The following is a 25386-nucleotide window of genomic DNA, read 5'->3' as shown; positions in this document are numbered from 1 at the left end:
TCTGGCAGGCCGCCACCGACCAGCACCGGGTGATCACCGCGCTGCGCACGGTCTACCAGCACCAGTGGATCACCACCGGGGCCAGCAAGGGCGGCTCGGCGGAGAGCTCGGCGACCAGCTTCGGCGTGGCGATCTCGGACGGCCTGCCGTCGGCGTCCCGCATGCACGGCAGCAGCTGCGCGATCTTCTTGCTGTGCAGGCCCGCCGCGAACAGCTCCTGGATGCGGATCACCCGGTCCACGGCCCGCTCCGGGTAGTCGCGCTGGCCGCCGGGCGTGCGGTCCGCCGCGAGCAGTCCCTGCTGCTCGTAGTAGCGCAGCGACCGCTCGCTGACCCCGGTGCGCCGGGCGAGCTCACCGATCCGCATCTCGACCCCCGGGTGAATCCGGACTTGAACCTGACATCGATGTTAACTCTTACCGTGCCGGCATGACGAACACCGAGAGCATCCCCTTCGACTACAGCCCGATCACCGAGCGCCCGAAGATCACCTGGCCCGGTGGCGCCAGGGTCGCCGCCTACGTCGGGCTCAACATCGAGCACTTCCTCGTCGGCCGCCCGTCCACCAGCATCTGGCCCGGCGCGGCGAACCTGGTGCCCAACGCCCTCAACCACGGCTGGCGCGACTACGGCGTCCGGGTCGGCATCTGGCGCACCATCGAGAGCCTGGACCGCCACGGCATCCGGGCGAGCGCGCTGCTTAACTCCGACGTCGCCGAGCACTACCCCCAGATCATCAAGGCCGGTCTGGAGCGGAACTGGGCCTGGCTCGCGCACGGGCGGACCAACTCGATCCTGCACACCGACATGGGCCTGGACGAAGAACGCGACGTCCTCACCGACATCGTCGACACCATCCGCGCGGCGACGGGCCAGCAGCCGCGCGGCTGGATGGGGCCTGGGCTGACCGAGACCTTCAACACCCCGTCGCTGCTCGCCGAGCTCGGCCTGGACTACGTCCTGGACTGGACGAACGACGACCAGCCGTACCGCCTGAACGTGCCCGGCATGCTCAGCGTCCCGTACTCGGTCGAGCTCAACGACCTGATCCTGTTCGGCCGGGGCCTCACCGGTCCGGACTTCCTGCGGATGGTCAAGGACCAGTACGAGCAGCTGCGCGACGACTCCGAGCACAGCGGCCGGGTGATGGCGCTGGCCTTGCACCCGTTCGTGATCGGCCAGCCGTTCCGCCACAAGTACCTGGACCAGGCCCTGGAGTACCTCGCCGCGCAGCCCGACGTCTGGCTGACCACCAGCGACGAGATCGCCGAGCACTACCTGCGCGCGGATTCCCAGGTTCGTCCCAGCTAGGCCGCACGAACCTCCCAGCCGGCGTGGGCAGCCTGCGATCACCGGTCACCGACGGACCGGTCACCCCGAAGATCGGAGAGGAAATCCATGATCAGCAAGACTGCCCGCCGCGCCGGACTCGTCGCAGGCATCGCACTGCTCCCTGCCATGGCCTTCGGCTCCGCCGCCAACGCGGCGACGACCGACGCCCCGCAGCAGCCCGCCGCCCAGCAGCAGGCCCAGCACCCGCACGAGGGCCAGCACCACCGGCACAAGGGCCAGCACGTCGAGCTCACCGGCACGATCACGAAGGTCGGGACGAAGAAGGTCCGGGGCCACGACGTCCAGCTCATCACCGTGGCGGGCAAGGCCAAGGACGGCAAGCAGCAGGAGATCACCTTCGCGGTCCCGAAGAAGGCGACCGTGCGGGACGAGGCGGGCAAGCCGGTCGCGGCCGACCAGCTCACCCAGGGCAAGAAGGTGACGGTCAAGGGAATGCAGCTGCCCGAGAAGCACGAGGGCGTCGCCCACCGCATCACGATCAACGCCTGACCACCACCGTGCGCGGGCGGCCACCCCGAACGGCCGCCCGCGCACGACTCCCTGCAGGAGCGATGCTCGAAATCCTGCAGATGTGCTGGTCAGGCGCAAGCAGAAGGTTCGATGCTTGGCGTCGGCCTATGGATAGCGCCTCGTCGGCAGGTGTCAGGATCGGGCCGGCCCGCTACCCGAGACGCTGATGTAGCACTTGCGCTACCATGGAACTCATGACAGCAGACGCCACAACGGTCGGACTGCGTGAACTGCGGCAACACGCCTCTGACCTCGTCCGCCAAGTCGAAGCGGGCGACGAGATCACCATCACCGTCGCCGGTCGTCCGAGTGCGCGACTGGTGCCGATCGCAGGCCCCCGGCGTTGGCAGAGCTTCGATGAGATTGCCGACATCTTCGTGGGCGCCCCGGATCGTGGCTGGGAAACGGACCGCGATCTCATTGACCAGCAGCTTCGCGACCCATGGGGCGAAACGTGAGGGCAATCCTTGACACCAGCATCGTCATCGCCGCCGACGCGGCGCCCATCCCCGGCGAATTGGCAATCAGCGCCGCGACTATGGCCGAGCTCCATTTCGGTGTGCTGATCGCCAAGGACGAGCAGGCGAGAGCCGACCGGCTCCGTCGTCTGTCCGCTCTCGCCAAACGATTTGATCCGCTGCCGGTCGACGACGCGGTTGCGGCGAGTTACGGCGAACTCGCCGCCGCAGTAGCTAGATCGGGCAGAAAACCGCGCGCTCGCACAATGGATCTTTTGATCGCGGCAACCGCCCATGCCCACGACGCCCGCCTCTACACCCGAAACATCAAGGACTTCATCCCTCTCCAAGACTTCATCGAGATCGACGAAGCCTGAGGTCCGGGAGCGGGTCGGGAACGAACGACGGGTGCGGAGCCGACGAAAGGTGACCACCGCACCGTGGGGGTCTGCGGGGGCTCGGCCCCCGCAAGGGAAAAGGCGGGCACCGGCGAAATCGACCGCAGGTCGATGAGCAGCGTGAGCCGCCTCGTGGGGCCGGAGGGACTCGAACCCTCACTGGCTAGGACCTAAACCTAGTGCCTCTGCCAATTGGGCTACGGCCCCCGTCGTGCTGCCCAGCCTAACGCGTGGTGCGATCTTGGTCGGCGGGGTGTGTCCGTTCCAGCACCGCGCGCGACACGCCAACCGCTGGTGCGGTGCCGGTTCGCCGGTGCTCTACGGTGGTCAGCAGCCAGGTGAAGGGTGAGGAGGACACGTGGCTCGTGATCCGGACGCCATCGAGCGCGACATCGAGCAGGCGCGTGAAGCGCTGGCCAACACTCTGGACGAGCTGAGCGTCAAGGCGAACCCGCAGCGGTTCGTCGAGGCCGGCAAGGCCAGCGTGCAGGAGAAGCTCAACGATCCGCGGGTGCGCTACGCGTTGATCGGGGTTGGTGCCCTGGTCGCCGTCGTGGTGGTGCGCAAGCTGTTCCGGTGAGACCCGTGGGCCTTCTTCGCCGAGGGCCCGCGGGTTTCCACCGCACTTCCCCCGAACCCTGCCAGGTGTTCCCGGCAGGGTTCATCTCGTCGTGACCGGGTCGCCGAGGCGGATCTCGCCGGGCTTGGTGACTCGCATGATGACGCCGAACTTGTTGTCGTGGCGGTCGATCAGGTGGGTTTGCAGGTCTCGCCAGCGCTCCCGGCCTTCGGCGTCCCAGCTCGGCACCGCGCAGCGGATGCACGGCCCGGCGTTCTCGCCGGTGACTTCCAGTTCCACGTCGCCCGCGGTGATCGTCGCTCCGGTTTCCCACTGCTCTTCGGCGAAGGCGGGCAGGTCCGCGTCGATGTGCAGGTTCGTGCGGAACCGGCGCAGGTCGACTTCGACGCCCAGTTCTTCGCCGAGTCCGGTGCGCGATGCTTCGAAGGTGACGAGCACTGTCGGGCCGCGGTCCTGCTGGCCGTCGGCGGCTCGCAGGCTCAGCGGGATGCCGAAGGAGTCGGCGAGCGCGTCGCCGAGCTTCGGGTCTTCCCAGGTCCAGGTCGTGCCGTCGGGGGCGCGCAGCTGCGGTGGTTCCGCCGGGTCGGTGGTTTCGCCGTAGGTGGCGCCCCAGCTGAGCATGCCCGGGTTCTGCCGGACGGTCAGCACCTTGCCCGCGCGCTTCGGGCGTTCGTCGCGCAGGGCGTAAGCCCGGTCTCCCGCCATGCCGCGGTCGTCGAACCGGGCGGCCCGGACCGGTTCACCGCGCAACGACTTCACCGGCCACCGTGTGAGCTCTGAAACCGTTCCCCGCGCCACGCGATCCTCCGTTCCCGAGTCCGGGCTTCACCCTATCTCGGGACGGGGAGTGGATCAGCCGTGCAGGAGGGGCATCAGGGCTTCGGTGACCAGGCGGTCCACGAATCCGGTGTCGAGGGGCTCGTCGGTGAGCATCAGCCGGTAGATCAGGCAGGCCCCGGTGATCTCGACGACCGTGTCGATGGGGGCGTCCGGGCGGATCTCGCCGCGCTGCACTCCGCGTTCGATGAGGCGGCGCAGGACGTCGCGCTGCGGCAGCAGGAAGGACTCGCGGAACGCGGCGGCCAGCTCCGGCTCGTGCGGCAGCTCGCCGACCAGCGCCTGGGCGGCCTTGCCGACCGGGCCGGTGAGGAACGAGGCGAAGCTGCGCAGGAAGTCGCCGAGGTCGTCCCGGATGGAGCCCCGGTCCGGTTCCGGGATGTTGCGCTGGACCAGCTGGGTGCAGGTGTCGATGACCAGGTCCAGCTTGGAGTCCCAGCGCCGGTAGATGGTGGCCTTGCCGGCCCGCGCGTGCGCGGCGACGGCATCCATGGTCAGCGCCCGGTAGCCGACCTGGGAGAGGACTTCCATCGCGGCCTGGCGCAGCGCGGCGTCGCGGGAGGCGTCCCGCGGCCGTCCCCGGCCGCTGGTCGGCCGGGCCTGCTCAGCGCTGGACACCTGCTCCTCCTCGCGGGCACTGCTCGTCGGCGCGTTCACGACCGCCATCTTAAGCTCCGAGCCGGGTCGTCGTTTTGGTTCACGATCTGCGCGTGCCCTGGTGAGCGGGCCGAGCTCGTGGGTCCACTGTGCACGGGTCCGGATCGTCCCGCGAGCCTCAGCCGCTCCGCTTCGCCGTGCCGGCGGCCGGTTCGGCGGACACCCCGTGCCGGGCCTGCAGGTATGCGGTGGTGAAGGCGAAGCCGTCGCCGTCGAGCAGGTGGATCACGATCCGGCCGACCGCGCTGGGCGCGAGCTGCTCGATGAGCTGGTCGGCCTGGTCGCGCGCGGCGATGAGGCCCGGTGCGCGGGCGCTGCGCTCGTCGGTGCCGGTGGTGACGGTGACCAGCCAGTCGTCACCTTCGGGCAGGTAGTTGGCGGTGATGTGTCCGCTTGCCATGGACGCCTCCGGCTCTGGCTCTCGTGGGCGCTGGTGTGACGTCGAGGTCCGGGAGCGATGACGGAGGTTTCCGGACCGGTCACGCGTGGGGCCGTCGACTCTACGTGCCGTCGGCGGGCAGGTCCTCGGGACGGTCCACGTCGAATCCGGCGGACACGTCGTCGCACGGGACCAGCACCACCTCGCGGTCCCGCAGGTATCCGCGGGCCCCGGCGTCCCCGGTCGCGGAGGCCCGGGCCCCGGCCCAGTGCTCCCGCCCGAGCAGCACCGGGTGGCTCCGCCTCCCGTCGTGCGCGGCGGCGGCGAGGGCGGACGGTCCGGCCAGCTCGGCGACCCGCCGCACGGCCTCGGCCCCGATCCCCGGCATGTCGACCGGGAGCACCACGGCCGCATCGGCATCAGTGCTGGTCAGCGCATCGATTCCGACCCGCAGCGAGGACCCCATCCCGCTGTCCCAGTCGGGGTTCACCACCACCGAGACCCCGGCCAGCTCAGCCTGCTCGCGCACCTCGTCCGCGGCGGCACCGAGCACCACGACGACCGGTGAGCACCCGCCCTCGGCGAGCACCCGAGCGGCCCGATCCACGAGCAGCGAACCCCGGTGCTCGACCAGCGCCTTGGGCATCCCGAACCGCCGCCCGGCCCCAGCCGCCAGAACCACGCCCGCAACCCTCATCGCACCCACGCTACCCACCCCACCAGAACACCCGATTCCACCTGATCCGGTGAACGACGAAGGACGCCTCCAGGCTTCCTGAAGGCGTCCTGCATCGCGGAACGGATCACTCGACGAGGGCTTCGATGCCTTCGATTCCGAAGTAGGCGGCGAAGACCAGGGCGAGGCCGCCGACCAGCCAGCCGATCTCGCGGACCTTGCCCCGGGCCACCTTGATCAGGGCGTAGGCGATCAGACCGGCGCCGATGCCGTTGGTGATCATGTAGGTGAACGGGATGACCGCGATGGTCAGGAACGCCGGGATGACGTACTCCGGGTCGTCCCAGGGGATGTGGCGGACCTGGGACATCATCAGCGCGCCGACGATCACCAGCGCGGGCGCGGCGGCCTGGGCGGGCACCACGGCGGCGAGCGGGGTGAACAGCAGCGTCGCGCAGAACAGGAGACCCGTGACGACGCTGGCCAGCCCGGTGCGCGCGCCTTCGGCGACACCGGTGGCCGACTCCAGGAACACGGTGTTCGGCGACGCACCGGTCAGACCACCGGCCGCGGCGGCGACGCCGTCGACGGCCAGGATCCGGCCCATGCCCTCGACCTTGCCGTTCTTCACCAGCCCGGCCTCCGAGGAGACGCTGGTGATGGTGCCCATGGCGTCGAAGAACCCGGACAGCACCAGGGTGAACAGGAAGACGGTGGCCGCGATGCCGCCGGCCGCGGCGAACCCGCCGAACAGGTCGACCTGGCCGAACATGCTGAAGTCCGGACTGCCGATGACGTGGTCGGGCAGCTCCGGCACGATCGTGCCCCACTGCTTCGGCGCGATGCCGAAGGCGGCGTTGGCCGCGATCGCGACGACGGTGCTGACGGCGATGCCGATCAGGATCGCGCCGGGGACCTTGCGGGCCAGCAGCACCAGCATCAGCAGCAGGCTCAGGCAGAAGATCGCGATGGGCAGGCCGACCAGGTGCCCCTCGGTTCCCTGGCCCATCTGGACCGGCACGGTGGTCTCGGCCGCGTCCGGCTTGCGGGTCACGAACCCGGCGCTGACCAGGCCGATCAGCGCGATGTAGAGGCCGATGCCGACGGTCAGCGCGGTCTTGAGCGGCGCCGGGATGGCGTTGATGATCTTCTCCCGGATGCCGCTGACCGCCAGGACGATGATGACGATGCCCTCGAGCACCACCAGCCCGAACGCTTGGGCCCAGGTCATCGCCGGGGCGATGGTGAAGGCGACCACCGCGTTGACGCCGAGCCCGGAGGCCAGGGCCAGCGGGGCGTTGCCGACCAGGCCCATCACGATGGTCATCACGCCGGCGGTCGCCGCCGTGGCGGTGGTCAGCTGCTCTGAGGTGAGCTGTGCTCCGGTGGCGTCGGCGGACGAGCCGAGGATGAGCGGGTTGAGCATCACGATGTAGGCCATCGCGACGAACGTGGTGAGACCGCCGCGCAGTTCGCGGGAGATCGTGGAGCCGCGGATGCCGATGCGGAAAAATCTGTCCACTATGGACGGGTCCGGATCGGTTCTTTCCGGTTGCAGCTGCTGGGTCATATGAGTCCTCCCATGCCGGTGGGCGCCCCCGTGCGGCGCGTTCTGCGCCGCCCGGACTGTTTCCTTCGGCGGGGTTTTCCGGGCAGGGGAAGGCCCGGCGGGAATGCCGCCGAATTAGCTGTGGGGCGTTTGTCGAATGGTTTCCGCTGTCGCGGTGGTGTTTTCAACGGCGGGTCGGCTGAGCTGACCCGCGGGGTTCCGGAGCGACCCGGTCGTCGCGATCGGAACCGCAGGGCTGGTGGTGCCGGGAACTAGCGGAATTCCCGGGAAATCGGGCGGAATTCCGGGAGGCCGCAGTGGGGTTCCGAATTCAGACCACCGCGGCGGGAGCGGTCAGTAGTCGATGCGGTCGGTCTTGCCGCGCCAGGCGTCGAAGGCCGCGTTGCGGTTGGGCATCACCACCCGGTCCACCGGGGCCGGCGATGCGGTGCCCGAGTCCTCGAACACGTCGTAGAAGGCCCGGTCGTCGAATCCCGCGTCGGCGGCGTCGTCGCGGTCGGCGGCGAACAGCACCCGGTCCACCCGCGCCCACAGCGCGGAGGCCAAGCACATCGGGCACGGCTCGCAGGAGGTCACCAGCACGCAGCCGTCCAGCTTGAAGGTGCCCAGCGCGCGGCAGGCGTTGCGGATCGCGGTGACCTCGGCGTGCGCGGTCGGATCGAGGTCGACGGTCACCTTGTTGGTCCCGGTGGCGATGACCTCGCCGTCCCGCACGACCAGTGCGCCGAACGGCCCGCCACCAGCGGCGACGTTGGTGGTGGCCAGATCGATGGCCTGCGCCATCCAGTCCTGCTCGGCGCTCGTCGCGACGTCCACGGACATTGTCGTACTCCTAGATCTCTGTGTGCTTGCCTTTGATTTTTTGTTTTGATTCGCCGCCAGGCGAATAGCCCACCCCGGCGCTGGCACCGCTATGCAAAACGACCACCGGAGACAGTTCTGGAGGGGGTGCTGCGGCGGCGGGCCCGGCCCCGCCGCCGCAGCGGCTTTCGGGTGTTCAGATGATGTGTTCGGGTGCCACCGGGGTGTGCGGCAGTTCCTTGCCGGTGGCCGCTCGGATCGCGGCGACCACCGCCGGGGTGGTGGAGATCGTCGGCGGTTCACCGACGCCGCGGACCCCGTAGGCCGCGTTCGGGTCGGCGCGCTCGACGACGTCGATCTCCATGGGCGGGGTGTCGAGGATGGTCGGGATCAGGTAGTCGGTGAAGGACGGGTTGCGGATCCGGCCGTCGACGACCTTGATCTCCTCCATCACCGCCAAACCCATGCCCTGCGTGGAGCCGCCCTGGATCTGGCCGATCACCGCGTCCGGGTTGATCGCCTTGCCGACGTCCTGGGAGCAGGCCAGCTGCACCACCTTGACCAGCCCGAGGTCCAGGTCGACGTCGACCACCGCGCGGTGCGCGGAGAACGCGTGCTGGACGTGCACCCGATCGCTGCGGCCCTGCTCGTCCAGCGGGAACGTCTCGCGGTGGTGGTACTCGCGGGTCTGCTCGACGACGTCGTCGCCGAGCACCTCCACGAGATCGGCCAGCACGCCGCGGGTCTCCGAGGTGATCTTCCCGCCGTGCAGCGACAGCTCCGCCGGATCCACGTCGTAGCGCTGCGCGGCCAGCGCGAACACCTCGTCGCGCACCGCCTCGCAGGCGGCCTTGACCGCGCTGCCGGTCACCAGCGTCTGCCGCGAGGCGGAGCTGGAGCCGGCCGGGCCGACGCTGGTGTCGTTCGGGTGGATGGTGACCCGCTCGACGCCGAGCTCGGACCGCGCGATCTGCTGCTGCACGGTCACCAGGCCCTGGCCGACCTCGGCGGCCGCGGTGTGCACCATCGCGGCCGGTTCACCACCGATGACCTGCAGCCGGACCCGCGCGGTGGAGAAGTCGTCGGCGCCTTCGGCGTAGCAGATGTTCTTGATCGTCACGCCGTAGCCGACGCCGCGCACCACGCCTTCGCCGTGCGTGGTGTTCGACGCGCCGCCCGGCAGGTTCCGGATGTCGACCGGCCCGGTGCGCTCCTCCGGCATCGGCAGCGCGCGCACCCGTTCCAGCAGCTCGGCGACCGGCGCCGGGTAGTCCAGCACCTGCCCGGTCGGGATCGAGTCGCCCTGCTCGATGGCGTTGCGGATGCGCAGGTCGACGGGGTCCATGCCGAGCGCGTCGGCGAGCTTGTCCATCTGGGACTCGTAGGCGAAAGTCGGCTGCACCGCGCCCAGTCCGCGCATCGCACCGCACGGCGGGTTGTTGGTGTAGACGCCCCAGCCCTCGACGTCGACGTTGGGCACCTTGTACGGCCCGGCGCCGAGCGTGGTGCCGTTTCCGACGACGACCGGCGTCTTCGAGGCGTACGCGCCGCCGTCGAAGTACTGCCGCGCCTTGACGTAGACGAGCTCGCCGTCGCGGGTCGCGCCGTGCTCGTAGTACATCTTGGCCGGGTGCCGGTGCACGTGGCCGTAGAACGACTCCTCGCGGTTGTAGACCATCTTCACCGGTTTGCCCAGGTGCAGCGCCAGCATGCAGACGTGCACCTGGATGGACAGGTCCTCCCGGCCGCCGAACGCGCCGCCGACGCCGGACATGGTCATCCGCACCTTCTCCGGCGGCAGCCCGAGCGCCCGCGCGGTCTGCCGCAGGTCGGAGTGCAGGTCCTGGGTGGCCAGGTACAGGTCGACGCCGCCGTCCTCGGCGGGGATGGCCAGCCCGGATTCCGGGCCGAGGAACGCCTGGTCCTGCATGCCGACCGTGTAGACGCCGGAGACGACCACGTCGGCCTTCGCGTGCGGATCGCCCTTGACGATCTTCTGGTGCCGCACCACGTTGCCGTCCGGGTGCAGCTTCGGCAGCGCCTCGTCGTGCGCGACGCGCTCGGCGTCGAGCACCGGCTCCAGCACCTCGTACTCGACGACGATCTTCTCCAGCGCGCGCCGCGCGGTCTCCGGGTGATCGGCGGCCACCAGCGCCACGGCTTCGCCGACGTAGCGCACCACGTCGGAGGCCAGCACCGGCTGGTCGGCGTACTTCAGGCCGAAGCAGTTGTCGCCGGGCACGTCCTCGGCGGTGAGCACCGTCTGCACCCCGGCCATGGCCATCGCCGCGCCGAAGTCGATGGACCGGATCCGCGCGTGCGGGTGCGGGCTGCGCAGCGTGGCGCCCCACAGCATGTCTTCGGCCCACAGGTCGGAGGAGTAGGCGAACTCGCCGCGCACCTTGATGGTGCCGTCGGGCCGCAGCGGCGATTCGCCGATGCCCCCGCCGATGGCGTCGTTGAGCTCCTGCGGACTGCGAGCAGGCGAGTGGCTGCTCATGCGGACACCTCCGGTGTTCCCGTGACCCGATCAGTGCTTTCTGCTGCGAAGGGGAACCGCAGTTTCAATTGAAACTGTGATCCCACGGCGTGTCGGGCGCGCGCAATTTCAATGGAAATTGGACGTCTGATTTCAATGGAATTTGCGTGGCCGGGGACGGAACCCGGGGACCGGTCCGGACGGCGGAGCGCCGGGTGCGCGGTGGTCATGGCGCCACCTCCCGGAGCCGGGTGCTGGCCGCGGTGAGTTCTGCTGTGAGGTCGGGGACCGACATCAGCCGGCCGTCGTCGACGACGACGGAGCCGCCGCGCAGCAGCCGTTCCAGCTTCGGCAGCTGACCGAGCACCAGCGCGGCCACCGGATCGGCGATGCCCGCGTGGTCCAGGTCGCGCAGTTGCCAGATCGCGATGTCGGCGAGCTTGCCGGGCTCCAGCGAGCCGAGCTCGCCGTCGCGGCCGAGGCAGCGCGCACCGCCGCGGGTGGCCAGCCACAGCGCATCGCGCACCGACAGGGCCTGCGGCCCATAGCGGGCGCGCGCCGTCAGCAGCGCCTGCCGCATCTCCTCGCCGAGCCCACCCGCCTCGTTGGAGGCGACCCCGTCGACCCCCAGCCCGACGGGGGCACCGGCGTCCAGCATCGGACGCACCGGTGCGATCCCGGCGCCGAGCCGGCCGTTGGAGCTGGGGCAGTGCGCCGCCCCGGTGCCGGTTTCGCCGAGCCGAGAGATGCCCTTCTCGGACAGGTGGATCGTGTGCGCCAGCCACACGTCCGGGCCGAGCCAGCCCAGGTCGTCGGCGTACTCGACCGGCGTCCGGCCGAACTCGGCCCGGCACTGCTCCTCCTCGTCGAGCGTTTCGGCGAGGTGGGTGTGCAGCCGGACTCCGTTGCGGCGGGCCAGTTCCGCGGCCTCGCGCATCAGCTGGGTGCTGACCGAGAACGGCGAGCAGGGCCCGACCGCGACCTGCACCCGAGCACCGGGCGACGGGTCGTGGAACCGGTCGATGGCGTCCTGCGTGCCGGACAGCGCCTCGTCGAGGGACTCGACCACGGAGTCCGGTGGCAGCCCGCCGTGCGCGCGACCGCGGTCCATCGAGCCGCGCACCGCGTGCAGCCGGACCCCGACCCGCTCCGCGGCGCTGACCACGGCGCCGAACACGTCGCCACCGCTGCGCGGGAAGACGTAGTGGTGGTCGGCCGCGGTGGTGCAGCCCGACAGCGCCATCCGGGCCAGGCCGGCCGACGCCGCGGCGTGGGTGATCTCCTCGTCGATCCCGGCCCACACCGGGTAGAGCTCGGTCAGCCAGCCGAACAGCGTCGCGTCGGCGGCGTAACCGCGGGTGGCCCACTGGTACAGGTGGTGGTGGGTGTTGATCAGTCCGGGCGTGACCAGGCAGCCGGACGCATCGATGCGCCGCACCGCGCCCTCTTGCGGTGGTGCGGAGCCGGGGCCGACCGAGAGGATGCGGTCGCCCTCCACGACGACGTGGCCCTCGACGAACTCGGTGCCCGAGTCGTCCACAGTGGCCACGGCGCCGCCTTCGATGACGACAGTACCGCCTCTCCGCGATTCGCAGTGGTGGTTGCGTTCGGGACCAACCTCGCGATTCGCGGTTTCTTGTGGCTGGGTTGCGTCACGGTCCCCTGAGGTGCGGTTGCGCAGAACTCGGGTTGACACAGGGCTGTTCATGTCCGCGCTTTCCGCTGGGCGGCGAGGCGGACGGCGTCCATGATCTTCTCGTAGCCGGTGCAGCGGCACAGGTTCCCGGCCAGCGACTCGCGGATCTCCGCGTCGGAGGGCTTCGGCTTGCGCTCGAGCAGGTCGTGGGTCTGCACCAGCAGGCCCGGCGTGCAGAAACCGCACTGCACGGCGCCCGCTTCGACGAACGCCTCCTGGACCGGGTCCAGCTTCTCGCCGTCGGCCAGGCCCTCGACGGTCCGCACCTCGCGGCCTTCGGCCTGCCCCGCGGCCACCAGGCACGCGCAGGCCGGCACACCGTCGAGGTAGACCGTGCAGGAACCGCATTCGCCCTGCTCGCAGGCGTTCTTCGACCCGGGCAGGCCGAGCCGCTCGCGCAGGACGTACAGCAGGCTCTCGCCCTCCCACACGTCGTCGGCCTCGTGCGGCTGTCCGTTGACGGTGAACTTCAGGCGCATTCCTGCCTCCCGGAACAGTGCTCTTGCCAAACCCAGGACAGGGTCCGGCGGGCCATCACGGCCAGTGCGTGGCGGCGGTAGTCGGCGGTCCCGCGCACGTCGTCGATGGGGGAGGAGGCCTGCGCGACCAGCTCGCCGAAGCGGCGGGCCACCGAGTCCTCCAGCGGTCGCCGCCCCGCCCAGTCGAGCTCGGCGGACAGGAACTCCTCGGCGTCGGTCGCCCGCCGCGGCGTCGGGGCGGCCGAGCCGAGCCCGGTGCCGACCCGCTGCTGCTCGGGGTGCAGGGCGATGGCGAAGGTGCACACCGCGATGACCATCGCGTTGCGGGTGCCGACCTTGGAGAACTGCTGCGGTCCGGTCGCCGGGGCGATGCGCACCGCGGAGATCAGCTCGTCGGCGGCCAGCGCGTTGCGCTTGACCCCGGTGTAGAACTCCGCGGCCGGGATCAGCCGGGTGCCGCGCACCGACTCGACCTCGATCTGCGCGTCGGAGGCCAGCAGCGGCGGGTGGCCGTCCCCGGCGGGGGAGGCGGAGCCGAGGTTGCCGCCGAGCGTGCCGCGGTTGCGGATCTGCGGCGAGCCGACCGTGCGGCTGGCGATGGCCAGGCCGGGCACCCGCTCGCCGAGCTCGTCGATCAGGCGGGAGTAGGGCAGCCCGGCGCCGATGCGCAGCGCGCCGTCGGCTTCCGACCAGCCGGTCAGCTCGGGGACGCCGGTCAGGTCCAGCAGCACGTCGGGACGCCGGTGGTCGAAGTTGATCTCGACCATCACGTCGGTGCCGCCGGCGATGGGTGTCGCGTCGGGGTGCGCTGCCTTGGCCTCGAGCGCTTCCCGCCACGTCGCGGGGCGGAGGAAATCCACGGTGAACTCCTAGTCACGGCCGGTGAAAAGGTGTGAGTCAGTACACAGCCGGGTGGTGCGCGCTGACTAGCGGCGGAAACCCCGAAAAAGCCTTCCGGGTGGCGAGCGCGAGTTGTATGTTTCTCCAAATACGTGCTGCCGACCGCTGCCGCCGGGGGCAGCGGGGCCGTGTCAGGGGTGTGCGGGTGCTGCTGGGCGATCTCCTCTCCGATCCGGAGCTCGGGCTGGTGCTGCTGCACGGCGCCGACCAGGTGGACCGGCAGGTCCGGGGCGTCTACATCACCGACCTGATCGACCCGCGCCGCTACCTCGGCGGAGGGGAGCTGGTGCTCAGCGGCCTGATGTGGCACAGCGGACCGGACGATTCCGAGCGGTTCGTGTCCGCGCTGGTCGACGCCGGGGTGGCCGCGCTGGCCGCCGGGACGGCGCGCCTCGGGCACGCCCCGCCGGACCTGGTCGAGGCCTGCCGCAGCCACGACCTGCCGATCGTCGAAGTACCCCTGACGGTCAGCTTCAACACGCTCGCCGACCGCGTCCAACGCCGCTCCGCCCCGCGCCGGGAGCTGGTCGCCGCGGTGGCCGCGGGCGCGGACCTGGACCAGGCGCTGCGGATGGCGGCCGACGAGCTGGGCGCGGACTGCTGGGTGCTGTCCGCGGCGGGCTGGGTCGTCGGCGGAACCGCCGAACTGCCCGATGCCGCCCGCTGCGCGGCGCTGCGCGAGTTCGCGACCGGCCGCCTGCCCAACACCGTCCGATCGGACGACGACGTGCACGTGCTGTGGCCGGTGGAGTCCGACGTCGACCCGCGGGCCGCTCGCTGGTTCGTGCTCGCCAGGGGTGCCTTCGACGACTGGGACGCGGAGCGGGTGGCCATCGCCACCGACCTCGGCACCGTGGTGGCCCTGCTGCGCGCGCGGGTCGACGAAGCTCGGAGCATCGCGGGGCGCTCGGTGGAGGCGGCCCTGCGGCGCCTGCTCGACGGGACGTCCAGCCCGGAGGAGGTCGCCGCCCGGCTGGAGACGGCCGGACTGCCGACGGGGGAGCCGTTGCGCGCGGTCGCGCTCGACATCGGCGACCCGGTGGAATCCACGACGCTGCTGCGCGAGATCGCGGCCGCCACCGGCATGGCCTCGGTGACCGCGTCGCTGGGCGGCAGCGCGACCGCGCTGTTCGTCGGCGACGAAGCGCACCTGGTTCAGCTGGACGCCCAGCTCGGCCGGATCGCCGGTGACGTCGAACCGTGCTTGGAGGGGCGGAACCTGGCGGTCGGCGTCAGCGACATCACCCGGGCCACCGCGCTGCGCGGCACCCTGGAGGAGGCCGGCTACGCGCTGCGCCTCGCTCAGCGCAGGCGTGGCCGGGCGGAGGTGGTCGCGGCGGCGGAGCTGGCGTCGCACGAAGTGCTCCTCGCCTCGACCCCGGACGAGCTGCGCCGCTCCTACCGCGAACGCCTGCTGGCCGACCTGATCGCCTACGACGACGCGCACCACTCGGAGCTGGTCCGCACCCTGCGGACGTTCCTGGATTGCTCGGGATCGTGGTCCCGCTGCGCCAAGCAGCTCCACGTCCACGTGAACACGCTGCGCTACCGGATCCAGCGCGTGGAGGAGATCACCGGGCGGGACCTGTCCGAGTTCCCGTCCAGAGTGGACTTCTACCTGGCCCTGGAGCTCGACCACCCCACCTCGACCTGAGCTCGACCGCAGTTTCCATTGAAACTGCGGACTCCGGCCACGGCGGATCACAGTTTCAATTGAAACTGCGGTTTCCCGTGACCGCCGCCACGGACAATTCCTCGCGAATGCGACGTGCCCGTCGGGTGAACACGTCGATTTCGTCGGCGAAACAGCCCGGCGGCGGATCACGTGACGTCGGTGTTCGGACACGCAACGCAACGTCCCGGCCAGCAATTCGTGGGTGTGCTCACACCGCGTTCGGCTTTCCGGGGGAACAGGTGGGCACGGTTCGAAATCTCTCCGTGAGCGCGGTACGGTTCTTGGTCGCAGTTGAGCTCCACGGGCACCCGCCCTCGGCGGGCATTCGGCCCGGCCAAAACCCCAACCCCAGCATTCCGAGACGGAGGTACCGGGATTGACCGATCTGTCCGCCACCACCGGTGTGACGGACCGCCCCAGCGGCACCGCGCAGCAGACCGGCGCAACTCCGGATGCGATCCAGCAGTTCCTGGACCGGCAACGACCTGAAACCCCTTGCCTGGTCGTGGATCTGGCGCAGGTGCGCAACCGCTACCGGCAGTTGCGGACCGCCCTGCCCGACGCTCGCATCTGCTACGCGGTCAAGGCCAATCCCACCCCTGAAGTGGTCGGCGCGCTCGTCGGCCTCGGTTCCTCCTTCGACGTCGCGAGCCCCGGCGAGATCGACCTGTGCCTGGCCAGGGGCGCGGCGCCGGAGTCGATCTCCTACGGCAACACGATCAAGAAGCGCCGCGACATCGCCCGCGCCCACGAGCAGGGCGTCCGGCTGTTCGCCACGGACAGCGCCGCCGACCTGGTCAACATCGCCGAGGTCGCGCCGGGTTCGCAGGTGTTCTGCCGGGTCCTGGTGGACAACACCGGATCCCGGACCCCGTTCGGCCGCAAGTTCGGCTGCCCGCCCGAAACGGCGGTGGAACTGCTGACGCGGGCGAACGAACTCGGTCTGGACGCCTATGGTGTTTCGTTCCACATTGGATCCCAGCAGCTCGAGCCCGACGCCTGGGAGCACGGGATCAGCGCTGCCAGCGAGGTTTTCGCCGCCTGCGCCGAGCGCGGCGTGCAGCTGCGGATGGTGAACCTCGGTGGTGGACTGCCCGCTGCCTACACCGAGTCCGCGCCGCCGCTGGCCGACTACGTGCGCCGCATCGAGCAGTCGCTGGACCAGCACTTCGGCGCCGAGCGCCCGGAGCTGCTGATCGAACCCGGCCGGTTCATCGCCGCCGACGCGGGCGTGCTGCGCAGCGAGGTGGTGCTGGTCACCGACTCCAGCGACGGCGAATCCCGCTGGGTCTACCTGGACATCGGCCGCTACAACGGGCTGGCCGAGACCGAGGGCGAGGCCATCACCTACCGGCTGCGCACCTCCCGCGACGGCGACGAGGTCGGCCCGGTCGTGCTGGCCGGTCCGACCTGCGACGGCGACGACGTGCTGTACCAGCGGACCCGCTACGAGCTGCCGCGCACGCTGCGTGGCGGCGACTGGGTCGACCTGCTCAGCGCAGGTGCCTACACCGCGAGCTACTCCTCCGTGAGCTTCAACGGGTTCACCCCGCTGCCCACGTACTGCGTCGACGGCGATCAGCAGCCGTGATGTCCGGATTCGCCGGCGAGCGGGTCGGGGAAGACGTGAAGCACCAGAAATTCTGCGAAACGATGGGAGGTCGATAGATGTCCGTTGACACCGGAACGCCACCGGTCGGTTTGTTCACCGGCCAGCATGTCCTCGCCGAGCTGGAGGGCGTGGATCCGGAACTGCTGGACGACGAGCAGTTCCTGCGCGAGACCCTGCACAACGCGTTGAGCCAGTCGCACGCCACGGTGTGCCAGATGATCGCCAAGCGGTTCGAGCCGCAGGGCGTCACGGTGCTGGCGCTGCTGTCGGAGTCCCACGCTTCGCTGCACACGTACCCGGAGGACGGCTCGATCTTCATCGACGTCTTCACCTGCGGGCACACCGCGAAGCCGGAGCTGGCGGTCCAACTGCTGGCCGACGCCCTGCGCCCGCAAGCGCAGAACGTCCAGACCATCCAACGCGGCCACGACTACGAAACCCACAGCTGAGCATCCACGACCAGCGGAATCAGCAAGAAGTTGAGCTGGTCAGGACCCGTCAGAACCTGCGGATGAGCAGCGCGGCCCACGCGCGAACCAGCCATCGTCAGGCAAGCGGCGAGCCGCTTCCAGCGGTAAACAGTTACTGCGACGCATGGCCGGCACCGCGCGGCGAGGGTCGCATGCGCCGCCAGGCGCATAGCCCACCCTCGGCGCTTGCACCGCCGCGGGTTCTCAGACGTCGTCTGGCGAGGACAGCCCGTTTGCCGTGTATTGGCCATACATAAAAACGGGCTCCCGGAGCCTAGACGGCGTCTGAGGTTCCGCTACTCGCACCGCCACGCAAAATGAGCCTGGAATACCCAGAACGAGGAGGAGCACCGTTGATCGAGCTCGACGGGCACCGGTGGATCAAGGAACCCGTGGGCGCCGGCATGGAGCGCCTGTGGAAGGTCGACGAGGTGCTGTGGGAGGGCGACACGCCCTACCAGCACGTCGTGATCGGTCGCACCAGCCAGGGCGTCTCGCTGTTCTGCGACGACGACCGGCAGAGCACCGAGTTCTCCCAGCTGGTCTACCACGAAGCGATGATGGTGCCGGCGTTCCTGCTGGCCGCGCAGGTGGAGCGGGTGCTGATCATCGGCTCCAGCGAGGGCGTGGCCAGCCAGATGTCGGTGGCCGCCGGGGCGACCCGCGTGGACCACGTGGACATCGACGAGCTGTGCGTGCGCAAGTGCGCGGAGCACCTGCCCTACGGCTACACCCCCGAGGACGTGGCCGCCGCCGAGCGGGGCGACGGGCCGATCAAGCTGCACTTCGCCGACGGGTGGGGCTTCCTCGACCAGGCGCCGCCGGAGGGCTACGACATCGTGGTCGTCGACCTGCCGGACGAGCGGGCCGACGACGAGGACGGGCAGCACAACCGGCTGTACGGCATGGAGTTCATCCAGCGCTGCCAGTCGGTGCTGTCGGCGGGTGGTGTGGTCGCGTTCCAGGCGGGTTGCCCGACGGTGTGGCGCAACGAGACGCTGATCCGCGCCTACAACCGGTTCAACTCGGCGTTCGAGACGGTGGCCTACTTCGGTTCCGACGAGCACGAGTGGGCGTTCATCTTCGGTCGCGTGGAGCCGATCGACGACCCGACGAACGTGCTGCTCGAGTCGTTCCCGAAGTCGTCCTACCGCCCGCAGACGATCGACGAGGCGACCATCATCGGCGCCACCGTCGCGCCGTACTCGGTCCGCAACCAGGGCTGACACCAACGCAGAAGGGCGCTCCGACCGGTGTGTCGGGGCGCCCTTCTCGCATCTCAGGAGTCCTCTGTGGACTTCCCGCTGGTGGAAGTGCCTTCTGCCGCAACGGGTTCTTCGCGTCGGGTGAGCACCAGCGCCTCGTCCTCGGTGATGGCCACGGTGTGCTCGGAGTGGGCCGTGCGCGAGCCGTCGGCGGAGCGGATCGTCCAGCCGTCGGGGTCGAACGCGATCTGGTCGGTTGTGCGGGCGAACCACGGTTCGAGCGCGAGGGTCATGCCCGGTCGCAGCTCGATGCCGCGTCCGGCCTTGCCGCGGTTCGGCACGTGCGGCTCCTCGTGCATGGTGCGGCCGATGCCGTGCCCGCCGAACTCGGTGTTGACCGGGTAGCCGTAGCTGCGGGCCACCTCCCAGATGGCCGCCGAGATGTCGCCCAGCTTGTTGCCCGCGCGGGAGGCCGAGATCGCCGCTTCCAGCGCTTCTTCGGTGGCCCGGACGAGCCGCTGGTCCTCCTGGGCGGGGGTGCCGACGATGACCGTGCGCGCCGAGTCGGCCGACCAGCCGTCGACGCTGACCGCGATGTCGGCGGTGAGCACGTCGCCGTCCTGCAGCACGTAGTCGTGCGGCAGGCCGTGCAGGACCGCGTCGTTGACGGACAGGCAGATGACGTTGCGGAACGGGCCCTTGCCGAAGGACGGCGAGTAGTCCCAGTAGCAGGACTCGGCGCCGCGCTGCCGGATCATGCCGCGCACGTGGTGCTCGAGGTCCATCAGGTTGACGCCCACGTCGGCGAGCCGGCCGACCTCGGTGAGCACGTCGGCCACGAAACGGCCGGTGACGTGCATGCGCTGGACCTCGGTGGGCGTCTTCAGCTCGATCACGGATACCTCGCGTGCGATTGGTGCCGGTATAAGAATACCGCGACACTAGCACCGGGCGGTATAGAAATACCACTCGCCGGCGCAGGGCATCGCTGAACTGCGAAAACAAGCTCAGAGCGAGTCGAGGTAGGGGTGCTGGGCCGGGTTCCCGTCGCGCGGCGAGAACCACTGGTCGAACGCCAGCCCGCGGGAGTGCAGCTCCGCCTCCACCTTCGCGACCTGCGCCGCCGTCTCCGGCTCCACCTCGCCGGCCAGCGGCAGGTCGACCTCGTACAGCTCGTCGTGGTCGAGACCGCCGAACGCCCGCTCGGTGAACACCGCGAACACCGACTCGCTGTCGTCCCAGGTCATCAGCTCAGCGGCCTCCAGGGCCACCCGGGCCTCGTTGATGAACAACCGCAGCGCCAGCTCCTCGGCCACCGAGCGCGGCGGCGTCCACGACGTGCCGGTCAGCCGCTCCGCGACCGGCGTCGAGGCCAGCACGAAAGCGCGGGCGAAGAACGCGTCGTAGCGGTGGTCGTAGCAGGGCGGCAGCTCCTCCAGGACCAGCAGGCCGACCGCGTCGGCGACCGTCGCGTTGTTCACCGCCAGCGCCAGCTCGTCGTAGAAGACCTCGTCGGTGACCACCCGGACCGCGTGGACCAACGCCCCGGCCGCCAGCGCCACGGCCTCGCCCTCGGCGCCGAACGCGTCCGGACCGAAGGCCCGCAGCCGCGGCGCGAGCCCGAGGAACCGGCTCCGCCACTGCTCGACGTCCATGGCCGGCTCAGCCGAGGTCTCCAACGCCTCCTCGACGGCGGCTTCCAGCTCGTCGACCACGTCGGACCCGTCGCTGGCCGCCAGCAGGTTGAACTCGTCCTCGGTGATGCGCACCTCCGAGTGCGCGACCGACCAGCCCGCCAGCACGTCGCTCTCGCTGATCAGCTCGTCGAGCACCGACGCGGCGGCGTCCTCGGCGGCCAGCAGCGACGGCGCGTCGAGCGCCAGCACCACGCTGGCCCCGGCCGGATGCACGGTGATGCGGTAGTCCAGGACGTCGATGTCGGATTCGCCCGGCCCCGAGACCCCCTCGACCAGCGCGAGGTGGCGGTCCAGCACGGCCGCGATCCCCTCCTGCTGCAGCGGGTCGAGCTCCACCACGCCGGTCGGCGGTCCGAGCTCCGCTGTCACCGCATAGTCCACCGCGTCTCGCCCTCTCCTCGCCGGTTGATCGGCATGGTACGTCGTCGGGGCGGCCCGGACCCGTCAGCCGGTCGGGGGTCCCTCATCAGCCATGATGAACCACGTGACGACGACTGTGGCCGTATTCGGCAGCTGCAACATGGACCTGGTGGCGTACGTGGGCACCGCCCCGAAGCGCGGCGAGACGGTGCTCGGCCGGGAGTTCCACACCGTGCCGGGCGGCAAGGGCGCCAACCAGGCGCTGGCCGCGGCGAAGGCGGGTGCGGCGGTGCACATGATCGGTGCGGTCGGCGAGGACGAGTTCGGCACCGAGATCCGCGAGGTCCTGCGCAAGTCCGATGTGGACGTCGCGGGGCTGCGGACGATGCCGGGGCGCAGCGGCACCGCGCACATCGTGGTGGACGACCAGGCCGGCAACTCGATCATCGTGATCCCGGCCGCCAACGGCACCGTCGACGGCCTGGTGGCGGGCGACGAGGAGATCATCGCCGGATCGCAGATCTTGTTGCTGCAACTGGAGATCCCGTTCTCCGGCGTGGCCGCGGCCGCAGCCGCGGGACGTCGCAACGGGGTGCGCGTGGTGCTCACCCCGGCGCCCGCCGCGGAGCTGTCCGAGGACATCCTGGCGAACGTGGACCTGCTGGTGCCCAACGAGCACGAGGCGGCGATCCTGGCCGGCGACGACGATCCGGAACGGGCGATGGCGAAGCTGCTCGAACTGGTCCCGGAAGTGGTGATCACCCTGGGTTCGCGCGGTTCGCTCTTTGGCAACCGCGACGGCGAGCGGGTGGAGGTGCCGAGCTTCCCGGTGGACGCGGTGGACACCACGGCGGCCGGCGACACCTACGTCGGGGTGCTGAGCGCGGCGCTGGGCGAGGGGGCCGACATGCCCGAGGCGATGCGGCTGGCCTCGGCGGGCTCCGCGGTGTCGGTGCAGCGCAACGGCGCCAGCAGTTCGATGCCGACCCGAGCGGAAATCACCGACTTCCTGGCCGGTCGATAAGGCACGCGCCTTCAAATGGTGGAGTCCGGCGCTCGGCACGAGGAGCCGTCGGACGATTCACGGACGGCCGGTTTTGTCCCGACTTCTTACCGGCCGTCCGTGCGGGCGCTCACTGAGCGTTGTCGAAGGCCTCGACGATCTCGGCCGGAATGCGGCCCCGGTCGGAAACCTGCATGCCCTGATTCCGGGCCCATTCGCGAATGGCCTGGTTGCGTTCCCGGTCCGCGGTGCTCGGAGTGCTGGACGCCTTGCCCGGCTTGGCGGCGGTCCGCTTGCGGCCGCCCGTCTTGCGGGCGTTGGCCACGAAAGACGCCAGAGAGTCGCGCAGTTTCGCGGCATTGTCCGCGGACAGGTCAATTGCGTAGCTCACCCCGTCCAAGGCGAACTCGACGGTGGTCTCGGCTTGCGTGCCGTCGACATCGTCGACGAGCTGAACGGTGACTTTCTGCGCCACGGTAACCCTCGATTCCGGCTCGATTCCCCTCCTTCTCCGCACCGCAGGTGCGGAGAAGAGCGAGCGAACAATAAACTACCGCGCGAAGAATGTTCCACCCGCCGCCGGAGTTTTTCCGGATGTGCGATGCATTACTTTCCCGGATTGGCCCCGGATCGGTTACGGTGCGTTCGGCGTTCGTCGCGCAACCCGCACGATCGCAACACCGACCCGCCTGGCGGTTATCGGCAGATGGGGCCGCTGTTCTATGGTTGAGTACGAGACAACTGAGATGCCACGTGCTACAACGTGGGCGGGACTCCGAAGTGGTCCTGCCTGCAAGTCACGCGGATCGAGGCGGGCACGTTCCCGAGACAGGTGATCATGGCCGAGCGGATTCAGGTCGAACTCGTCGACGACATCGACGGGTCCCCAGCCAACCACACCGTTACCTTCGCGTTGGATGGTGTGACGTACGAAATCGACCTGAACGACGAGCACGCGCAGGAGTTGCGCGCGATCATCACGCGGTACATCGAGGCGGCCCGCAAGCCGAAGCCGGCACCCGCGCGCACCGCTCGTCAGCAGGAGCGCGAGGAGGAGCAGACCCGGCGCGCCAACAAGCAGCTGACCGAGCAGATCCGCGGCGCCGCCCAGCGCACCCGCGAGGCCCTCAACAAGAAGGCCGTCGAGCAGCCCGAGCAGCCGGAGCCCGAGGTCGTCGAATCCGAGCCGCGCTTCGACCCGGCCCCGCCGGAGCAGGTGGAGGCGAAGGAACCGGCCCAGGCCCCCTCGGTCTCGCTGCCGCTGTTCTCCTCCGCCGTCGACTGATCGCGCCCGCGCGGCGGTTCGGCGAACCGCCGCCGCACCGATGGCTTTCGGTGCCGGAATGATCACGGACTGTGGACACGGCACCGACAGACTAATACGGTTTCCGCGTTTTGCCCCTCTTGCCGGCGGGAGGCGCGGTGACGACGCGGTTCGGACGTTGTGCCCCGGTGGTCCTGCTGGCCTTGGCGGTGAGCGCGACCGGGTGCAGTCCGCTGGTCGACGTCGAGCAGACCGCCGGTCAGCTGCGATCTTCGGTGCAGGCGCCCACGGTGCGCGGCGGCGAAGCCGTCATCGCGCTGGACCAGGAGCCGGACAAGCTGGACCCGACGCTGGCCACCACGCTGGCCGGCCGGCAGGTCTTCAGCAGCATGTGCGAGAAGCTCTACGACGTCGACCCGGCCGGTCGGGCCGTTCCGCAGCTCGCCGCTGAACTCCCGCGCAGCTCCCCGGACGGCCGCGAGCTGACCATCCCGCTGCGCCCCGGCGTGCTGTTCAACGACGGCACCGAGTTCGACGCGGCAGCGGTGAAGAAGAGCCTGGACCGGCACCGCGAACTGCCGTCCTCGGGGCGCCGCTCCGAGCTCACCGCGATCGACTCCGTCGAGGTCGTCGACCCGGCCACCGTGCGGCTGAAGCTCAAGCGGCCCTCCGCCCCGCTGCCCACCGTCCTCGCCGACCGCGCGGGCATGATCATGTCCCCGGCGAAGCTGGACGAGCTCGGCGAGAACTTCTCCGACGACCCGGTCTGCGTCGGCCCGTTCCGCTTCGTCGAACGCGTCGCCCAGGACCGGATCGTGTTGCAGCGCAGCGAGTTCTACTACGACCGCGACCGGGTGCGGCTGGACCGGCTGATCTACAAGGCGGTCTCCGACGACAACATCCGCATCGCCAACCTGCGCTCCGGCGAGTTCGACGTGGTCTGGGAGGTCGGCCCGCCGGACGTGCCGATCGTGTCCCGCGAGGACGACCTGGTGCTGCTCAACCAGCCGTCGATCCAGTACATGGGCATCACCGTCAACATCGGCAACGTCGACGGCAAACCCGGCCACGTCGACGGACCGCTGGCCAACGACCCGCGAGTGCGCGAAGCGCTGTCGCTGTCCATCGACCGCAACACGCTCAACCGCATCGCCTTCAACGGCCTCTACCAACCGGCGTGCGGCCCCATCCCGCCGACCAGCGAATTCGCCACTCCCGCAACGCAGGCCTGCCCACCGCACGACGTGAACCGCGCCCGCCGGCTGCTCGCCGAAGCGGGCGTGCAGACCCCGCTGCGCGTCGAGCTGCTGCTGCAGAACGACTCCACCACCAGCCGCGTCGGCCAGGTCATCCAGGCCATGGCCGCCGAAGCCGGTTTCGACGTGGTGCTGCGGCCCAGCGAATCCACCAGCGCCATCTCCGCGGGCAAGAAGGGCCGCTTCCAGACCTTCCTGATCGGCTGGTCCGGCCGCCCCGACCCGGACGGCAACATCACCGTCATGCACCAGGCGGGAGCCGCGCAGAACTACAGCGGCTACTCGACGCCGGAGACCGACGCGCTGATCGAGCAGGCCGCCGCCGAGCGGAACACCGACCGCCGCCGCCAGCTCTACGAGCAGGTCGTCCAGCAGCTGCAGCAGCGCAACAACGTCATCTACCTCTACCGCCAGCAGTACTACACCGCGCACACCAAAGGCATGGCCGGTGTCGAGGTCTACCCCGACGGGATCATGCGGCTGAAGACCGCGGGTCGCGTCGAGTCCGGGAGTTGAGATGCTGCGCAGCTACGCGCTCAACCGCGTCCTGCAGTCCCTGGTGACGCTGGTGCTCGTTTCCCTCGTCGTGTTCGCTGGCCTGCGCGCGCTCCCGGGCGACCCGGCCGTCGCGCTGGCCGGAGCGGAAGCCGACGACGCCGCGATCGAGCAGATCCGCCAGTCGTACCTGCTCGACGAACCGATCTACGTGCAGTACGCGACCTGGATCGGCCGCGCGCTGCAGGGCGACTTCGGCGACTCGGCGCAAACCGGACTGCCGATCGGCGAAACCATCCTCAGCCGACTGCCGGTCACCCTCGAACTGGCGCTGCTGAGCATGCTTTTCGCCGCGCTGATCGGCCTGACCACCGGCGTGCTCGCGGCGGTCCGCCGAGGGGGACCGCTGGACTTGCTGGGCAACGGGGTGTCGCTGTTCGGCCTGTCCATCCCGAACTTCTGGCTCGGCCTGATGTGCGTGCTCGTCTTCGCCGTCGGCCTCGGCGTGCTGCCCGCCTCGGGGTTCGTCCCGTTCACAGAGTCACCGCTGGGCAACCTGGAACGGCTGATCATGCC

27 protein-coding genes and 1 tRNA gene are annotated in these 25386 nt (G+C 70.0%); 13 read left to right on the top strand and 15 right to left on the bottom strand.

Annotation, left to right across the window (positions count from 1 at the left end; all coding sequences use genetic code 11):
* Positions 1 to 52: 52 nt before the first annotated feature.
* The gene (locus tag ABTZ89_RS13270) at positions 53 to 367 is read right to left on the bottom strand and encodes a MerR family transcriptional regulator (protein WP_351043895.1); all 315 of its coding nucleotides are present in this window, start codon (positions 365 to 367) and stop codon (positions 53 to 55) included.
* A gap of 62 nt (positions 368 to 429) precedes the next feature.
* Here ABTZ89_RS13270 and ABTZ89_RS13265 point away from each other — a divergent pair, with 62 nt between their 5' ends.
* From ABTZ89_RS13265 to ABTZ89_RS13250, 4 genes are all read left to right on the top strand, one after another.
* Positions 430 to 1311: a polysaccharide deacetylase family protein gene (locus tag ABTZ89_RS13265; protein ID WP_351043892.1), complete on the top strand. Its 882-nt coding sequence runs from the start codon at positions 430 to 432 to the stop codon at positions 1309 to 1311.
* 87 nt (positions 1312 to 1398) lie between these two features.
* Positions 1399 to 1842, top strand: a complete 444-nt coding sequence (locus tag ABTZ89_RS13260) for a hypothetical protein (protein ID WP_351043889.1) — start codon at positions 1399 to 1401, stop codon at positions 1840 to 1842.
* Positions 1843 to 2057: 215 nt separating this feature from the next.
* Positions 2058 to 2321, top strand: coding sequence for a type II toxin-antitoxin system Phd/YefM family antitoxin (locus ABTZ89_RS13255; protein WP_270952312.1), 264 nt, complete (start codon positions 2058 to 2060; stop codon positions 2319 to 2321).
* On the top strand, positions 2306 to 2698 hold the full coding sequence (locus tag ABTZ89_RS13250; RefSeq protein WP_351043886.1) for a type II toxin-antitoxin system VapC family toxin: 393 nt from the start codon (positions 2306 to 2308) through the stop codon (positions 2696 to 2698). Before ABTZ89_RS13255 ends, ABTZ89_RS13250 begins: the two co-directional genes overlap by 16 nt.
* Before the next feature lie 154 nt (positions 2699 to 2852).
* Here the strand turns inward: ABTZ89_RS13250 and ABTZ89_RS13245 are convergent.
* Positions 2853 to 2926, bottom strand: a tRNA-Leu gene (locus ABTZ89_RS13245).
* A 151-nt stretch (positions 2927 to 3077) separates the two neighbouring features.
* Here ABTZ89_RS13245 and ABTZ89_RS13240 point away from each other — a divergent pair.
* Entirely contained in the window at positions 3078 to 3299 is a 222-nt protein-coding gene (locus ABTZ89_RS13240) for a DUF3618 domain-containing protein (protein WP_270952310.1), read from the top strand.
* Positions 3300 to 3380: 81 nt separating this feature from the next.
* On the opposite strand, the gene ABTZ89_RS13235 is transcribed toward ABTZ89_RS13240, so the two are convergent.
* The 10 genes from ABTZ89_RS13235 to ABTZ89_RS13190 form a co-directional block, all read right to left on the bottom strand.
* Complete coding sequence (locus tag ABTZ89_RS13235) at positions 3381 to 4097, bottom strand: MOSC domain-containing protein (protein WP_351043882.1); 717 nt, start codon at positions 4095 to 4097, stop codon at positions 3381 to 3383.
* Positions 4098 to 4151: 54 nt separating this feature from the next.
* Positions 4152 to 4802: a TetR/AcrR family transcriptional regulator gene (locus tag ABTZ89_RS13230; protein WP_270952308.1), complete on the bottom strand. Its 651-nt coding sequence runs from the start codon at positions 4800 to 4802 to the stop codon at positions 4152 to 4154.
* Between the two features lie 109 nt (positions 4803 to 4911).
* The gene (locus tag ABTZ89_RS13225; protein ID WP_270952307.1) at positions 4912 to 5193 is read right to left on the bottom strand and encodes a hypothetical protein; all 282 of its coding nucleotides are present in this window, start codon (positions 5191 to 5193) and stop codon (positions 4912 to 4914) included.
* A 100-nt stretch (positions 5194 to 5293) separates the two neighbouring features.
* Positions 5294 to 5869 carry a nucleotidyltransferase family protein gene (locus tag ABTZ89_RS13220; protein ID WP_351043878.1) on the bottom strand — a complete coding sequence of 192 codons (576 nt, stop codon included), beginning with the start codon at positions 5867 to 5869 and terminating at the stop codon, positions 5294 to 5296.
* Between the two features lie 106 nt (positions 5870 to 5975).
* The gene (locus ABTZ89_RS13215) at positions 5976 to 7418 is read right to left on the bottom strand and encodes an NCS2 family permease (RefSeq protein WP_351043876.1); all 1443 of its coding nucleotides are present in this window, start codon (positions 7416 to 7418) and stop codon (positions 5976 to 5978) included.
* A gap of 333 nt (positions 7419 to 7751) precedes the next feature.
* Entirely contained in the window at positions 7752 to 8240 is a 489-nt protein-coding gene (locus tag ABTZ89_RS13210) for a nucleoside deaminase (protein ID WP_270952304.1), read from the bottom strand.
* 175 nt (positions 8241 to 8415) lie between these two features.
* Positions 8416 to 10719 (bottom strand): xanthine dehydrogenase subunit D, encoded by a 2304-nt coding sequence (gene pucD / locus ABTZ89_RS13205; protein WP_270952303.1) that lies wholly within the window; start codon positions 10717 to 10719, stop codon positions 8416 to 8418.
* Between the two features lie 205 nt (positions 10720 to 10924).
* Positions 10925 to 12262: an 8-oxoguanine deaminase gene (locus ABTZ89_RS13200; protein ID WP_351043898.1), complete on the bottom strand. Its 1338-nt coding sequence runs from the start codon at positions 12260 to 12262 to the stop codon at positions 10925 to 10927.
* Positions 12263 to 12402: 140 nt separating this feature from the next.
* On the bottom strand, positions 12403 to 12873 hold the full coding sequence (locus tag ABTZ89_RS13195) for a (2Fe-2S)-binding protein (protein ID WP_270952302.1): 471 nt from the start codon (positions 12871 to 12873) through the stop codon (positions 12403 to 12405).
* A complete protein-coding gene (locus ABTZ89_RS13190; protein WP_351043871.1) occupies positions 12864 to 13733 on the bottom strand; it encodes an FAD binding domain-containing protein in 870 nt (289 codons plus the stop codon). Before ABTZ89_RS13190 ends, ABTZ89_RS13195 begins: the two co-directional genes overlap by 10 nt.
* 185 nt (positions 13734 to 13918) lie before the next feature.
* Between ABTZ89_RS13190 and ABTZ89_RS13185 the strand changes: the two genes are divergently transcribed.
* The 4 genes from ABTZ89_RS13185 (at position 13919) to ABTZ89_RS13170 (ending at position 18756) form a co-directional block, all read left to right on the top strand.
* Positions 13919 to 15427 carry a PucR family transcriptional regulator gene (locus ABTZ89_RS13185; protein WP_351043868.1) on the top strand — a complete coding sequence of 503 codons (1509 nt, stop codon included), beginning with the start codon at positions 13919 to 13921 and terminating at the stop codon, positions 15425 to 15427.
* Between the two features lie 397 nt (positions 15428 to 15824).
* On the top strand, positions 15825 to 17039 hold the full coding sequence (locus tag ABTZ89_RS13180; protein WP_270952298.1) for a type III PLP-dependent enzyme: 1215 nt from the start codon (positions 15825 to 15827) through the stop codon (positions 17037 to 17039).
* A 77-nt stretch (positions 17040 to 17116) separates the two neighbouring features.
* Positions 17117 to 17509 carry an adenosylmethionine decarboxylase gene (gene speD / locus ABTZ89_RS13175; RefSeq protein WP_270952296.1) on the top strand — a complete coding sequence of 131 codons (393 nt, stop codon included), beginning with the start codon at positions 17117 to 17119 and terminating at the stop codon, positions 17507 to 17509.
* 374 nt (positions 17510 to 17883) lie between these two features.
* A complete protein-coding gene (locus ABTZ89_RS13170) occupies positions 17884 to 18756 on the top strand; it encodes a spermine/spermidine synthase domain-containing protein (RefSeq protein ID WP_351043864.1) in 873 nt (290 codons plus the stop codon).
* 53 nt (positions 18757 to 18809) lie between these two features.
* Here the strand turns inward: ABTZ89_RS13170 and map are convergent, their stop codons facing one another.
* On the bottom strand, positions 18810 to 19631 hold the full coding sequence (gene map / locus ABTZ89_RS13165) for a type I methionyl aminopeptidase (protein WP_351043861.1): 822 nt from the start codon (positions 19629 to 19631) through the stop codon (positions 18810 to 18812).
* Between the two features lie 111 nt (positions 19632 to 19742).
* Positions 19743 to 20813 (bottom strand): hypothetical protein, encoded by a 1071-nt coding sequence (locus ABTZ89_RS13160; RefSeq protein ID WP_270952291.1) that lies wholly within the window; start codon positions 20811 to 20813, stop codon positions 19743 to 19745.
* 103 nt (positions 20814 to 20916) lie between these two features.
* Between ABTZ89_RS13160 and rbsK the strand changes: the two genes are divergently transcribed.
* Positions 20917 to 21816 carry a ribokinase gene (rbsK, locus tag ABTZ89_RS13155; RefSeq protein ID WP_351043858.1) on the top strand — a complete coding sequence of 300 codons (900 nt, stop codon included), beginning with the start codon at positions 20917 to 20919 and terminating at the stop codon, positions 21814 to 21816.
* Positions 21817 to 21925: 109 nt separating this feature from the next.
* Here rbsK and ABTZ89_RS13150 read toward each other — a convergent pair whose 3' ends face one another.
* The gene (locus ABTZ89_RS13150; protein ID WP_270952289.1) at positions 21926 to 22270 is read right to left on the bottom strand and encodes a histone-like nucleoid-structuring protein Lsr2; all 345 of its coding nucleotides are present in this window, start codon (positions 22268 to 22270) and stop codon (positions 21926 to 21928) included.
* 363 nt (positions 22271 to 22633) lie between these two features.
* Here ABTZ89_RS13150 and ABTZ89_RS13145 point away from each other — a divergent pair, with 363 nt between their 5' ends.
* The 3 genes from ABTZ89_RS13145 to ABTZ89_RS13135 all read left to right on the top strand — a co-directional run.
* Positions 22634 to 23080, top strand: a complete 447-nt coding sequence (locus ABTZ89_RS13145) for an Lsr2 dimerization domain-containing protein (protein ID WP_270952288.1) — start codon at positions 22634 to 22636, stop codon at positions 23078 to 23080.
* Between the two features lie 137 nt (positions 23081 to 23217).
* Positions 23218 to 24831 (top strand): ABC transporter substrate-binding protein, encoded by a 1614-nt coding sequence (locus tag ABTZ89_RS13140; RefSeq protein ID WP_351043853.1) that lies wholly within the window; start codon positions 23218 to 23220, stop codon positions 24829 to 24831.
* A gap of 1 nt (position 24832) precedes the next feature.
* Positions 24833 to 25386: ABC transporter permease (locus ABTZ89_RS13135; RefSeq protein WP_351043850.1), on the top strand; the 554-nt coding region annotated here is incomplete at its 3' end.

Origin of the sequence: Saccharopolyspora sp. NPDC002686 (genome assembly GCF_040295745.1) — a bacterium.
Taxonomy (GTDB): Bacteria; Actinomycetota; Actinomycetes; order Mycobacteriales; family Pseudonocardiaceae; genus Saccharopolyspora; species Saccharopolyspora oryzae.
Note: the sequence above shows the minus strand (reverse complement) of the source record. Positions and strands in the feature narration are given on the sequence as shown.